This window comes from Sphingobacterium sp. GVS05A, assembly GCF_019969845.1.
GTDB lineage: Bacteria > Bacteroidota > Bacteroidia > Sphingobacteriales > Sphingobacteriaceae > Sphingobacterium.
On the sequence record NZ_JAHXYR010000008.1, the window covers coordinates 339,091 to 353,482 of the forward strand.

Annotated in this window: 9 protein-coding genes; 8 read left to right on the forward strand and 1 reads right to left on the reverse strand. The window is 39.0% G+C overall.

What is annotated here, in order from left to right; translation table 11 throughout:
- Positions 1 to 15: 15 nt before the first annotated feature.
- Positions 16 to 2,205, reverse strand: a complete 2,190-nt coding sequence (locus LC454_RS20355; RefSeq protein ID WP_223584242.1) for a TonB-dependent receptor — start codon at positions 2,203 to 2,205, stop codon at positions 16 to 18.
- A 264-nt stretch (positions 2,206 to 2,469) separates the two neighbouring features.
- Here LC454_RS20355 and LC454_RS20360 point away from each other — a divergent pair, with 264 nt between their 5' ends.
- The 8 genes from LC454_RS20360 (at position 2,470) to LC454_RS20395 (ending at position 14,236) form a co-directional block, all read left to right on the forward strand.
- On the forward strand, positions 2,470 to 2,943 hold the full coding sequence (locus tag LC454_RS20360; RefSeq protein WP_223584243.1) for a hypothetical protein: 474 nt from the start codon (positions 2,470 to 2,472) through the stop codon (positions 2,941 to 2,943).
- A 243-nt stretch (positions 2,944 to 3,186) separates the two neighbouring features.
- A complete protein-coding gene (locus LC454_RS20365) occupies positions 3,187 to 3,921 on the forward strand; it encodes a hypothetical protein (protein ID WP_223584244.1) in 735 nt (244 codons plus the stop codon).
- Between the two features lie 35 nt (positions 3,922 to 3,956).
- Complete coding sequence (gene lepB, locus LC454_RS20370; protein WP_223584245.1) at positions 3,957 to 5,534, forward strand: signal peptidase I; 1,578 nt, start codon at positions 3,957 to 3,959, stop codon at positions 5,532 to 5,534.
- A 415-nt stretch (positions 5,535 to 5,949) separates the two neighbouring features.
- Complete coding sequence (locus LC454_RS20375; RefSeq protein ID WP_223584246.1) at positions 5,950 to 9,123, forward strand: SusC/RagA family TonB-linked outer membrane protein; 3,174 nt, start codon at positions 5,950 to 5,952, stop codon at positions 9,121 to 9,123.
- Positions 9,124 to 9,134: 11 nt separating this feature from the next.
- Positions 9,135 to 10,661: a RagB/SusD family nutrient uptake outer membrane protein gene (locus LC454_RS20380; protein ID WP_223584247.1), complete on the forward strand. Its 1,527-nt coding sequence runs from the start codon at positions 9,135 to 9,137 to the stop codon at positions 10,659 to 10,661.
- An 11-nt stretch (positions 10,662 to 10,672) separates the two neighbouring features.
- Positions 10,673 to 11,371 (forward strand): hypothetical protein, encoded by a 699-nt coding sequence (locus LC454_RS20385; RefSeq protein ID WP_223584248.1) that lies wholly within the window; start codon positions 10,673 to 10,675, stop codon positions 11,369 to 11,371.
- Between the two features lie 18 nt (positions 11,372 to 11,389).
- A complete protein-coding gene (locus LC454_RS20390; protein WP_223584249.1) occupies positions 11,390 to 12,457 on the forward strand; it encodes a DUF5007 domain-containing protein in 1,068 nt (355 codons plus the stop codon).
- Positions 12,458 to 12,640: 183 nt separating this feature from the next.
- Positions 12,641 to 14,236: a M60 family metallopeptidase gene (locus LC454_RS20395; RefSeq protein WP_223584250.1), complete on the forward strand. Its 1,596-nt coding sequence runs from the start codon at positions 12,641 to 12,643 to the stop codon at positions 14,234 to 14,236.
- The last annotated feature ends 156 nt before the right edge of the window (positions 14,237 to 14,392 follow it).

Consider the following 14,392-nt stretch of genomic DNA (forward strand, 5'->3'; position numbering starts at 1 on the left):
TTTTTTATTATTGTATCAATGGGTTTGTTGGTCCCCGTTTTGCTTTCCGAAAGGAATCCCGACAGATAAGACGATATTGCGTCCCTGCTCAGGGAGAGCGATCAGTCGGTAGAAACTGGTGTGATCCATATATCTTGTGTCAAAAATGTTCTGAACTTGTAAGCGCAATTGGAGTGCTGATTTGCCCAGGACCACCTGTGTTCCCGCTCTGAAATTGAGGACTTGATAACCTTTTGTTTTTTCTTCTGGTGGGACAATATGCTGTTGGCTAGCTGTCCATTTGGAATCCAAAGAGAGGTAAGGCGCCTTAAAATAGGTGCTACTTTTGGGTGTCCAACTGAGATCCAATACAAGTGAGGGGGCGGGAGAAAAGGGTAATGTATAACCTTTCTTGCTGCCCGAAAGTTGTTCAGATCGAACATATTCACCTAGTAATTCTACTTTCCAATGGGTTAAAGGACGATATTCCACTTTTAGCTCGGCACCATAACGCCGTACTTTGCTTTGGGAATATTCAAATATTTGGTTGCCGGCACCATAGTACTGATCATAACCCGAGGTGGGATTGAGGTAGATGTAATTGGAAAAATAATTGAAAAAGGGTGTGAATGCGATGTACGTGTTTCCAGTGCGCAGAGCTACAGACAAGTCCATTTGGTAGGATTGTTCGGGAGAAAGGGATGGATTCCCTTTTTCATAACTAAAATAATGATAGTTTACACCATTGGCAGCCAGTTCCTGCGCAATAGGTGCCCGGAAACTTTTACCGACGTTTAATTTTGCTTCCCATGAACCCATTTGCCGCGTTGCACCAAGGGACCAAACGAGACTATTGAAACTACGACGAAGTTCGTCCGCCCGGACGATATGAGCAGATTGATTGTTTTCCAGTTTGGATGCAAACCAGTCTTGATAAGGCGAACTGTGGATATTGCTGTGGTCATAACGTAATGCACCATAGAGCATGGTTTGCTCGTTTATCGGATATTGATCGTAGATAAATAAACCTAGTGCTTTTTGTCTATAGGAAGGGATAAGAAAGCTCCAGCCATCGATGTTGTTACGTTGATATTCAACATTACCACCTATAGTGAGCCGATGTGTAGCCAAGGCAAATTCATCTTTTAGCGTCATATGATAGATCTCTTTATCATACAGTCGTTCGAGGTTCATCGGAATGGTCATGTCCTGCGGGTAAACTGGGGGCATATATCCATGAGCAGTGTAGTTGTTGAATTCCTGGCGATAATTTCTTTGGTAGCCGAGATCCACCCAGATCTTATGTTCGTCTTGTACAATGTAATTTCGGCTAATGAGTTTAAAATGGTTAACATGCTGACTTGGATAAAGGATATCGCGATCAGAACGGTCATACAGCGCTGTATCCACACCCCGTGGCTCTAAACCATGCGCATTGGCGAAAAATCCGATTTTAGTATGGTAGTTGCTCAGATAAAAGATAGACGAAAATCGATCGGAGACATAACCGCCTCGAAGTTGAAAACTGGTCTCTTGTCCTGCGGTGTTGCGAACCTGTCGATCTTTTAACCGAACAGCATAGTTGTAAACATATACCGTGTCGGTCGGTACACGATAGTCGGCGTAGCCCAAATGTGTAGCCCCAGCACCGAAAACCCAGTTGCCATTTCTACCCTGTAGTTGTAGCGAACCTCCATAGGTGGCATTATTGGATCTGTTAAATAGGTTGACATGACCTTTCAATCCGTTTTCTTGGAGTTCTGTTGGCGAGGACAGGCGGATGACGCCACCAATAGCATCTGATCCGTACATAAATGAACTGGCTCCTTTTATAATTTCAGCAGTGCCAATGCTGTATTGATCAATTTCCAGCCCGTGATCCAAACCCCATTGTTGTCCTTCGTGCTTAATTCCGTTTTCGACAGTGGCCACCCGATTAAAGCCGAGACCTCGGATTTGCGGTTTGGATTGACTTGCGCCGATGCCTATAGCATTCACTCCAGGAAGTCGGCTTAAAGTTTGCATCAAACTGCCAGCCTGATATTTCTGTAATGAATCACTGGTTAGGACATCTATGGACATTGCCCCTTCTGCTGATTTTTTGTAACGTCCCCCTTCAATATATACCTCCTTTAACCCAATTGTCTTTGTTGCTTTTTCCTGCGCACAAGCAGGGTGTAAGATACTACAGGTAAATAGAAGCGAGAAAATCGTACGTCTGTTCATTAACTGGGTTGGGTTTGTTGTAAATTCTATATTGCAATTAAGTTGCAACAAATATAAGTAAAGAAATGTTAAAAGCAACTATGTTGCGCAATATAGCTGCGAGAATAAATCCCTGAATTCAGTGATAAAAGAATATTTTAACTCAACTATCTTTGAGAAAGTTGATTAGGTTATTGTAAAGAAGCGGGCACAATGTGTAAACGAAATAAGGGGTAAGGGACGTTTATAAACAAAAAGACACGTAAACCATAAAATATAACAACAATGATGAAACAATTTATAACAGGCGTCTTGACCGTAGCGGTGCTGACGATCTCAAGTTGTGGTTCAGGAGTGAAGGATCCTGCGACGTATAACAATTCAATTATCACTGTCATCAATGGAAGTGAAAAGCATATTGAGGCGATGAATGCTGCCATGAATGCCGCCGATTATGCAAAGGCGGAACAGGTACGCACGGATTGGGGAAAATCCCTGGACGAGGATATTAGAAAAGTAGAAGATTTAGGTGATTTTAAAGGTGATGCCAGCTTTCAGAAAGCGGTGCTCGAGGGGCTGAATGGTTACAAAAAAATTGTGACCGAGGATTATCCAAAGCTGATCGAATTGCGTAAAAGCAAAACCCCTGACGCGACTACAGAATCGGCATTGCTTAATAATATAAATAAAGCCTTTGAAAACATGAGCACTGGAGTGAACAAAGCTTCTACTGAATTTGAGGGTAAACATAAAGGGTAAGGTCTAATTTTAAGCAGATAAAATGAGCTGTTCCAAATATTTTGGGCAGCTTTTTTTTATAAATCAGCATATTGATCGGTTGTCGATGTGCGCTATAAGTTTGTCTTTTGCCATGGCATAATCCTGACAGGATAAAATAGCAATCACTCCGGGAAACAGATTTACTTAAGAAAGGTTAAAGCTGGAAGAATTATAGCTGAATCATGTATTTTTATGTAGCTTTACAGGTATAAATAGTGGTTTATGAGACTGATATCGAATTTTGGGATTGTTTTTTTCTTATTTTTTTTATGTAGTTCAGCTGTAGTACAAGCGCAAAAGGATGAAAAAAATGTAGATTACCTCGTATTGATGAATGCGGATACGTTGTATGGCAAGATCTCTTCGGTCAAGGACCGTAAGCTAAAATTTGAGAACTTACAAAAAGAAAAGTTGACTTTTACCCCCGATCAGGTGTTTCGTGCTTATTGGCAATCCAAAAAGAAGGTGTATGCACCATCCTATGTAGAAAATGGACTGGATCCTGTGCCGGGGACTTCTCCGCAGACCTATCAGGTCCGAAAGGCGCAAGACCTGGAACCGACTTTTGCAGAAGTGCTTGTCGATGGCGAAATTATGGCCTACTTTGTTTCCGAATTACATTTTGGAGGCAGTGGTGGAATGATGATCGGTAGTGGTGGAGCTGCACCAATGATTGGTGTCGGATTTACGAAGTCAAAATATGCTTATGCACTCAAGAAAGCAACAGGTGAGGTGATTGAAATAAACAGTAATTCGAGTGGCTTATTTAGTGGGAACAAAAAGAAACGTATACTGACATTGGGACGTTTAATAAATGATGAACCCGAATTATTTGCCGAATTTGAAAAAGAACAGAAATATAATTATGATGTATTTATCAAATATATTATGAGATACAATGAGTTACAGCGCGCGAAAGAATCTCCGTTGGATTCATCCAGATTGTTTATTTATTAACGTTGATCTAGTTACATTTCGATAAAAAAGAAAATATGGGGCTTATTGTTTTTATAGTACTGACCATTATCGCAGCGTATGGTTTTTGGCTTTTATTTGAAAAGGCGGGACGTCGTGGTTGGGAAGGTATCGTTCCGGTTTACAGTCAATGGATTCAAGGACAGATCACCAATAGACCTGTTTGGTATATTGTGTTGTTGATCGTTCCCATTGTGAATGTCTTTGTCTTTTATAATTTATACCTCGATTTTATCCATTGTTTTGGCAAAAGAAGATTTTGGGAAAACTGCGCTGCGGTATTGATACCTTTTATCGTGTTACCGCTATGGGGGAGAGATAAAAATGTTCAGTTTCTCAATGGAATTTATGCCAAAAAGCTTAAAATGGCATCCGGCGAAGGAAAGGTAGTGACAAAGGAAATCCAGCTGGGGTTGCTGCACGAATCCTACAATGAATTCAAAGTAAAGTATCCCTATAAGAAATCCATGGTCCGTGAATGGGCGGATGCGATCGTCTTTGCAACCGTTGCAGCAACACTGATCCGAGGTTTCCTCCTTGAAGCCTTTATGATCCCTTCGGGGTCCATGCAGCAATCACTTTTGATCGGTGACTATTTATTTGTGAGTAAATTGAATTATGGACCACGCATCCCCAATACACCTATTGCATTTCCTTTTGCACATCACACAATGCCCGTTATTGGTGGGAAGGCTTTCTCTGAATTGATTGAGCTTCCATACAAACGGCTTCCAGGTTTCCAGCAGATCAAGCGGAATGATGTTATCGTATTTAATGCACCAGCAGGGGATACTGTTGCGATAGAGAATCAAGACCAACCTTATTATGATTTGGTGCGCTCAATGGGTTATGAAGCCGTACACCAGCAATTTACCATTAAAACACGTCCCGTGGATAAAAGAGAGCATTTGATCAAACGCTGTGTTGGAATGCCCGGAGATAAGATCAGTATGAAAGAGGCTGTATTATACGTAAATGACCAACCAGGTTTTGTCGCACCAGAAAGTCAGATGGATTATATCGTGATGACCGATGGGACGGAGTTGGATGAACAACGAATGAAAGATATGGGCATCGAGATAAGGTTGCTTCAACCGGGAGCTTATATTGTTTTTCTAACCCAAGAGCAGGCTCAAATGGTGAAATCATGGTCGAATGTCAAATCCATGCAGATGAACATAGCTAAGCCAGGGGAAGCGCAGATCAACACGTTTCCAAATGATCCGCAGTACAAATGGAATTATGATAATTTTGGACCTTTTGTGATTCCAAAAAAAGGTATGAAAGTTATTTTAAATGCACAGACCTTGCCTCTTTATGAGCGCGCCATTCGGGTTTATGAGCACAATAGTTTGGAGAAGAAAGCTGATGGCCTATACCTGAATGGTAGCAAGACCGATTCATACACTTTTAAAATGGATTACTATTGGATGATGGGGGACAACCGGCATAATTCATTGGATGCAAGGGATTGGGGCTTTGTTCCCGAGGATCATATTGTGGGTAAAGCCTTATTTACCTGGATGAGTTGGAATACAAATGGAAAAGGGCTTTCTAAAATACGTTGGAACCGAATTTTTAAAGGTATAAACTAGCTGATGGATTTTAAATAGGAACAAAAGTGAATGTTCAAAGATTAAGAACGGGCCCATCAAGAGCTAAAAATGAGATTCTGAGAGTTGAGGAATAAATATAAAAAGTGCTATTCAGTCTTTTGGATAGCACCTTTTATTTAGAAAAGGTGGTTTATAAATGCGGGGAAAAGCCAAGATTAGGACTGAAATTCTTTACACCGTCTGCTTAAGAGGTGTATTTACACAGATATGGCTCTCCGTTACAAATAAATTTAAGATTATTTAACATTTTGAAAATAGCGAAATCGATTGCGTAACAAAATTCAATCGATTGCGTAAAAAAAGAAGCTATTTTGGAGTAAATCGTTGTTTTGATATATTAATAAATTGGGAGATTTTAGTGCCGAAAAGAACACTATAAACCAAGACCCAATTTATGGAAATGGACATCTACACCAAAAGGAGGTGGATTAGAACAATCCCCCTTCTGTTTAGCCTAATGCTTTTCCAGCTATCTTCCTTTGCGCAATCGAAGATAACAGGAAAGATATTAAACAATAACCGGCCACTGCCCGGCGTAACGGTTTTTATTAAAAACAACGCAAAATCAGTCACATCGAGTAACCAGACAGGGGCATTTGAAATTCAAGCCAAATCGGATGATATTTTGATTGTCAAGAGCGTGGGTTTTGATACACAGGAAGTTCCCGTAGGTGGGAGGCAAAATGTCATAGTCAACTTGGTAGAATCAAGTAATGATCTTGAAGAAGCTATTGTAACGGGGTATACAACAATTAGCCGTAAGAAAAGTACTGGTTCTATTGCGAGTGTCACTAGTAAAGATATTGAAAACCTTCCAGCCGCCAGTATCGATGTGCTCCTTCAAGGAAAGCTGCCCGGAGTTAACGTTCAAAATTTCACAGGACAACCGGGGATGAAGACTTCATTGGTCATTCGGGGAAATACAAATATTCCTCGATCTAATGGTGACTATGATGCAGACAATTTGACGAGTAACCCATTATATGTTATCGATGGAATTCCCACCTCTGAGGATGAGATTAAGAGTTTCAATGTGACCGGGACAAACTTTTTGGCCAGTCTTAATCCTAATGACATCGAGTCTGTCGATGTATTGAAAGATGCGTCAGCAGCGGCGTTGTATGGAGCAAGAGCCAATAATGGTGTTATCTTGATCAAAACAAAACGAGGTCAGGTAGGTCGCCCAAAATTTAGCCTAAATACCTATCAAGGTTATGTCACAAAGCCCTCGAAGGTAGCGACATTGATTGGTGCTGCTGAACGAAGAAAAAAAATGGCGTTGATTTATCAATATGCTGATGATGCACAACTTCAGTCTATTCCTCAACTATTGACAGATAGTTTAAATCCTGCTTTCAATAATAACAACGATTATCAGGACTTGTTTTATCAATCCGGTTATGTACAGAATTATGATCTTTCCGTTTCTGGAGCAACGGAGAACTTAAACTATCGGGTAAGCGGCGGGATGTATAATGAGAAAGGTATAGTTAAGAGTACTGGATTAAAACGTTACTCTTTTACAAGTAACTTGATCTTTAACATTACGAAACAATTGGAGTTTTTAACCAATTTCAAAGCCTCAACCAACAAACGTATGGATGGAAAGGGAAATACGGAATTCCTTAAGACAAATCGATATCGTGGAATATTTGCCATTAATCCGGTTGATATGCCAACTTCGTTATTGGGGATGAGTGAAGACGATATTAACAGTATCGTTAACCCTTACGATTATCAACGTAATGATAATATCAATGTTGATTTAAGTGGTGTCGGTGAATTAAGATACACCTTTCTGAAAGATTTTCGTTTGAGCACGCGGAGTATTATCAATTATTCAACAGCCAAAAATGATTTCGCATCACCATCTATTTTGAATTCAGATGGACTTGCCTATGCAAAATCAACATATACGCAGTATAGAAAATATTTGTTGACAAACTCTTTGTTATGGACAAAGTCCTTTAATGATACACATAATTTTACTGCTACAGCAGTACAAGAATATGAATCCAGAAAAAATGAGGGATTATATTTATTGGGTAAGGATATTCCGAATGACAATATTCAGGTGGTTAAAGGGGTGAACTCGCAAAACCTGAATGGATATTCCGATCAATCCACCTATGCAAAACTGTCGTTTTTAGGAGCTTTTCATTATGATTACAAAAGTAAATATCTATTGGATGCAGTATGGAGAGCGGACGCATCCTCACGCTTCGGTAAAAATAACAAATGGGGATATTTCCCTTCTGTAGGTGCAGGATGGATTATTTCTGAAGAGCCGTTTCTGGAATCCAACGAATGGGTAGATGAACTTAAACTACGCGCTAGTTGGGGACGTACAGGAGATGAAAGTAGTATTGGTGACAACGATAGGTATAATGCGTTTGTTGCTGGAGATGGGTCATATCCGGGGAATTTTGGAAATAGTTATGGCGGCGGAACAGCGATTATACCTAACTATTCTGGTATAACTAACGATAATATTACTTGGCAAAAATCGGATACTTGGAATGCTGGATTTGATGCGTACTTACTAAAAGGTAGGCTTACTGTTAATTTCGATACTTATGTAAGAACAACTACTGGGCAGATGTTACAGATCTGGATTCCAGAGTATTCAGGTTATTTGCAGACGTTTACAAATGCTGCAGGTGTAAGAAATTCAGGGGTAGAACTTAATATACAAGGACGAGTATTTGACAAAGACAAAGCATTCCAGTGGACGCCGCAATTAAATTTATCATTTAACAAAAATGTGGTAACCGCATTGCCAAATGGTAATCGGGACCTTTATTATGATAATGGGGTATATGTGGTTGGAAAACCATTGAATATGTTCTACGGCTATTTGGTCAATGGTGCCATTAGTTCATCAAATGATATTATTGTCAACCCATATACAGGAGCAGTCGGCGCTACAAAATGGGGAACATTAAAACCTGGGTATCCAAACTGGGTTGATGTGAATGGAGATTACAAAATTTCTGATGCTATTGGTGAAAATGATATGACCTTTTTTGGCGACCCGAATCCTAAAATGACGGGTGGATTTATCAATAATTTCAGCTATAAAGATTTTTCTCTTCAGATATTGACAACCTTTACATTTGGTCGTGATATTATCAACAATACTTTTGCACGTCGTATGTCCAATGGATTCTTTTACGGTAGTGCAAAAGATTTTTCGAAAGCATCTATTGGCGATTTGGATAAATTTGATTTTTGGGAACAAGAGGGAGATATTGCCAGATACCCTGCCGCAAACCCATATATGGGATTATATGCCTGGAGAGCGGGTCAATCCATGTTTATGGAACCAGGATGGTATGTTCGTATTAAAAATATCAATTTGGCTTATCGTTTTAATAAAGGCAAAAATCCATGGATGGATCGGCTAGGGATTAATTCGTTAAGGCTTTATGGTACTATGGATAATGTTCATATGTTTCAAAAATTCTCTGGTGTAGATGCTGAAATGGTAGATGCTCGTGGATTTGACTATGGAGACGGGTACCCTTTACCATCGAAGTATACCCTAGGCGTGCAATTTGAATTTTAATCACTAACGTTATGAAAATCTTAAAAATAAATTATAAAAAGCTAGGAATAGCCGCAACTCTTATGAGCTCCTTGTTGTTGGGGGCCTGTAATAAACAGTTAGAGAATAATTTGATAAATGATACCTATTCAGATACATTCTGGAAAAATGAAAAAGATTTTACGGGAGCTGTATTGGGTACTTATAGTCTATTTCGTAAAGCAATGGTTACTAATCAGGCGTTTTTTGCTTGGGGGGATACACCAATTGGAATTTTTACTACGGATGCAGGAACCCTACACTCAAATATCTATACAGGTGGAAGTTTTATAATGAGTTATAGAGAAGGAGGAGGGTTGAATTGGACCAATTGGTACCGTGTTATAAATGCGGCAAATTTGATTATTAAAAAATTACCTGAAGTATCGGATGATAAGTTTTCCGCGGGAACAAAGAGTTATATACTAGGGGAAGCCTATTTTATGCGTGCTCTATCCTACTTCTATATGACTAGGGTCTGGGGAGATTTGCCTTTGCAGACTGAGCCAACTGAAACAGCGGACCAAGCCATTTTGAAGGGTAGAACGTCTACAGATGAAATTTTGAAGTTTATTGTTGAAGATGCACAAAAAGCCTCAAATTTACTGACATGGGAAGGTGTCGATGGCCTAGGACGTCGTCGTGCCAATAAAGCTGCGGCTTTGGCATTATTGACACATACCACTGCTTGGCAAAACGATTATGCAAAGACCGTAATTTATGCCGACTCACTGATTAAACGTACCGATCTTTTTGCTCTGCAGGCAAAAGGCAATATCCGAAACGTATTTAAGGAAGCCGGAGCTAAAGAAAATATATTTGTTTTCACAAATAAAGATGCAGAAAATGAATCGGCTTTCTATAATGCAGATTATGTTGGTGTATTTTCGGCGGCGGTAGGTTTTATTACCGTCAGTAGCGATATCTATGTGAATATGCCATTTGCTAAACCTATTTACTTCGTTACAAATACCAAATTGGATGAAGTTTATGGTACAGGAGAAGAGGGCGATTCTAGGAGAACCGATTTTTTTAGAAATAATACAAATACCCAGTATAATTCCTTAATGAAATATTCGGATATCGTCTACAAGAACGCTGCGACAAATTCTGATCCTAGAATAGAGAGTAATCTTGTTGTTTTTAGATTGGCGGATATGATTTTGTTGAAAGCTGAGGCCTTAAATGCGCTAGGCCAGGATGGAGAAGCATTGACGGCCGTAAATTCAATTCGGATGCGTTCGGGCGCCAAAACACCAATTAGCAGCGCTGGTGCCAATCTTAAAAGAGATATTCTAAAGGAGAGACAACGCGAACTAATCGGAGAAGGACACGCTTATTTTGACATCGTACGTAATACTTGGAAAACAAAAAATAATAATCTTTATATACAATTGGCCTCTTGGAGCATGGATGCAAACCGAATGGCGCAAAAAGGATACTTATTTCCAATACACAATGATATATTAAATTCCAATAGATTAATTTCTCAGAATCCATATTGGATGGGTAAATACTAACGTAAATCAATATGAAAAAGACAATATTATATATAGGCCTTCTCTGTTTCATGTCTCTATTATTTAGCTGTAAAAAAGATGGCGTAATAGATGGCGGAGTAAGTGACCCACGTGTCAACATGACTACTTATGATTTTTTAAAATCACATCCGAGACATCTATTTGATACAACATTGATGATTATCGATAAGGCCGGATTAAAAGATAGAGTGAATGCTACGGGAACATTTTTCGTACCCACGAATTATTCGATCCGTCTCTTTCTGCTTGCCAAACAGAACGAGTTGCGAAAAACCGACGAACGACTTAACTTCAATTTGGATTCTTTGTTTAAATTCTACCCACCAAAAATGCTTCAGGACTCTATGAGTGTTTACTTTTTCAATGATCGCATTGTTCGGGATAATCTGACGGAGACCGGGACAATATTCCAAACGCAGGAACCGACAACGAAACTGTTGGTGACTTTGGAGAAATCAACGAGCGCAGATTATACTGAAGATGGTATTATCTCTCAAGGACCTAAATTACTATATCTTACAAAGATCTATGGAGAACGGGATGTGATGAGAAATGGATCATTATCGGATCCTTCTGGAAAAGCTAGCCTTAATGACACAAAAGTGCTTTGTCAGACCTCGGGAATTATTACAACAACGGGCATGGTACATGTATTGAGTAATCAGCATACCTGGGCATTTAGAAGATAAAATTTAATTGACATTGATATGAAAAATAAATATAGAATATTCATCTGTGTAGGTGTATTGTGTACCCTTTTTTATGCAGGATGTAAGAAAATAGAGATCGGTTATCTGAGTGATAATATTCGTTACGGATCCAATCCTATTGCAGTGGATCAAGGGACTTTTTATACTGCTGTAGGCATTATTCCGGATGCTTCCACTCCCCCATTTACGGTAACCTTGTTGGATGTGCGGAACAAAGCAACAGGAAAACGAGAAGAGTCGTTTTTCAAGGAATACGATATTAAAGTATGGAAGCAAAAATATGATCCGAAAACTGATACCACGCTGGAAATAATTAATAGCAAGCAAGGAATAGAGAAAAGGTTACCACTTACTGTACTGGAAAAAAGTGGGCAATTTATGTTTACCCAAGCTACAGACAATGTGCCGACGGGTGAATATGAGGTTGATATTCGTGTGCAAAATCCAAAAGGAACAAAGGACTACAAGAATATAACTACTATCAAACTATCTCCGGTAAAAGAATACTCTTACGAAAATGTTCCCTATTTTATCGCGGTAGAAGCAAACAGCGAAACTGGTATTCGTTTCCCTTATGATGATCAATGGATTGATCAGGTCAAAGGTCAAAGCACGAGCTTAACGTTGAAGATAACACGTGTTGCAGATGGTCCAAATCAGATTGCTCTCAAGGTTTATGATAAAAATGGCGCACTGTTTCCTGGTAAAGCATTAGATAGAAGACCGTCTGGTAATGATTTTCTTAAGACTTTGGCCACTTTTGCTTATAAAACAACAGTCACAGATACAGCGGTTGTATATGACTATGCGCAGGTGAGATTTCCAGATGTGTATTGGGATACTCAGTCAAATGGTATTAATTGTTATTATCGGATTCAGTCCAAATGGATTAAATCAATAGATTATGCAGATACTAAAAATTGGAACCCGCCAACGGATATGAAGTATTTAACTTATGATCAGTCTGTTAAATTAAATATTCGTTTTAATACTAAAATTTATAAACCGGGAAAATATATCTATGAACTTCATTTGAAGGCAACTAAAAATCCGGATGCAAAATAGTTATTGAGGAGATTTGAAAAAACTTGTGTAAGTGGAGGCTATTCGGATAAGAGTAGTATCCACTTAATATAATTGTGGTGTACAATAGCTTTTTTGTCGTTCCTATGCTTGTGTAGAAATCGATCAATTGTGTCTCTTAATTGTTAAATACCATATCATTTCTTAAATAAACCATAAATAATTATGAAAAGAAAATTTATCACTTTCGGTCTGGGCCTATTGATGAGTGCAAATCTAATGGCACAATCTGCTCAGGATTTTAAGCAAACCTATGCGGATCTTTCCGTGTTCGAAGATGCATTCGCATTAAAATTAAAAAAGGGTATTAAGAAAAAGCAGATCGACCAGATTGGTGATACCGCATTGCGCAGAGTAGCCTTAGCTATGCTAGCTGGCAAATACAGTAAAGACTATAGATATGCGACTTATTCTGCCTTACTTAATCCATCGACATTGGGTCATCAGTTAAGTATTGGTGATGGCTATAGTAAGTATGAGAATATAACTGGAGTATATCTTCCGAAAGGGCGGCATATTGTCATTGTGGATGGGATTGCAAATAGTAAAGAAGTCAACCTAGTGGTGCCAAATTGGTTGCGTAAAGCTCCGGATCCGACCAAACCTACAGAAGATCCGAAAGGCTGGGGATTAGAAAAGCAAGAATTTAGGCTGCATAATGGCGTGAATATTATCCAGCTCAACGATTTTGGAAGTTTAGCTTATATCGATTATTTCTCTGAGGAACCTGAGAAAGAAAAACCTGTTACTGTACATTTTCCAACCGGACAGGTAAATGGATATTTTGATATAAAAAAGCAGGGCAACAAAGAATGGGATAGTCTGATTGATCATGCCGTCTTTCCAATTATGGATGCAAAGGGCGAACATATACAAACAGCTTATCCCATAGAGGCAATGAAGAAATATGCTTATGGGAGAGGTGTTGAACTTATCAGTAATTATGATTCTTTAGTGTTCAGACAGCATCGTTTGATGGGTTTGGAAAAATATAAGAAAATTCCTAAGAATCGCATCCTTGCACGGGTAAATTATAATTATTACATGTTCCGTGATGGGGATGGTGTTGCTTATATGGGTGACAAAGTCGGTTATGCGATGAGTATGGTTGTCGATCCTGCTTCGGTAATTAAAGGAGATCCCTGCTGGGGGTTTAGCCATGAAGTAGGACATGTGCATCAAACGCGACCAATGTTCAATTGGGGTGGACTTGGTGAAGTGAGCAATAACCTGTTTTCTTTATATGTAACACGATCATTTGGTAATAAAACACGGGTTTCGGAGCAGAATAATTTTGAAAAAGCCAAAGCCAGTATTATTGATAAGAGAATTTCATACTTATCCGATCCGGATGTATTTAATCGCTTGATCCCTTTCTGGCAATTACAGTTATATTTTGAGGGAATTGGAAAACGTCCAGATTTTTATGCTGATCTATTTGAGGCTTTTCGTCAACAGAATAGCGTTAAACCTTCACGAAGAAGACGTTCGGATTGGAGCTCTGATAGGATGATGGGCGAGCGCAACCCAGCTGTTCATCAATTAAACTTTGTCAAAACAGCATGTGAAGTTGCCAAAATAGATCTGACGGATTTCTTCGATAAATATGGATTCTTTTATATCGGTACATTGGAGTATGATGATTACGGAAAGTATACTTATACAATGACGCAGGAAATGGTTGATGAATGTAAGAAGGCTATTAAGAATATGAACTTGTCCCAACCTGAAGTAGATCTTACGATGTTAAGAGACAATTAGTATTGACTACGTATAGAACTTGAAACTCCGAATTGCTAAAAGTAATTTGGAGTTTCTTGTTTTAAGCCAATTCCTATAGTAATCAGCAGGTGACGTATGATCAGTTACTCGCATTTTTTGCGATACAAATTCTGATCATTATCGATTTAAATATTT

What these genes read in the sequence shown, in the direction of transcription:
- LC454_RS20355 (WP_223584242.1), bottom strand. Translation starts at nt 2,205, where the DNA reads ATGAACAGACGTACGATTTTCTCGCTTCTATTTACCTGTAGTATCTTA.
- LC454_RS20360 (WP_223584243.1), top strand. Translation starts at nt 2,470, where the DNA reads ATGATGAAACAATTTATAACAGGCGTCTTGACCGTAGCGGTGCTGACG.
- LC454_RS20365 (WP_223584244.1), top strand. Translation starts at nt 3,187, where the DNA reads ATGAGACTGATATCGAATTTTGGGATTGTTTTTTTCTTATTTTTTTTA.
- lepB (WP_223584245.1), top strand. Translation starts at nt 3,957, where the DNA reads ATGGGGCTTATTGTTTTTATAGTACTGACCATTATCGCAGCGTATGGT.
- LC454_RS20375 (WP_223584246.1), top strand. Translation starts at nt 5,950, where the DNA reads ATGGAAATGGACATCTACACCAAAAGGAGGTGGATTAGAACAATCCCC.
- LC454_RS20380 (WP_223584247.1), top strand. Translation starts at nt 9,135, where the DNA reads ATGAAAATCTTAAAAATAAATTATAAAAAGCTAGGAATAGCCGCAACT.
- LC454_RS20385 (WP_223584248.1), top strand. Translation starts at nt 10,673, where the DNA reads ATGAAAAAGACAATATTATATATAGGCCTTCTCTGTTTCATGTCTCTA.
- LC454_RS20390 (WP_223584249.1), top strand. Translation starts at nt 11,390, where the DNA reads ATGAAAAATAAATATAGAATATTCATCTGTGTAGGTGTATTGTGTACC.
- LC454_RS20395 (WP_223584250.1), top strand. Translation starts at nt 12,641, where the DNA reads ATGAAAAGAAAATTTATCACTTTCGGTCTGGGCCTATTGATGAGTGCA.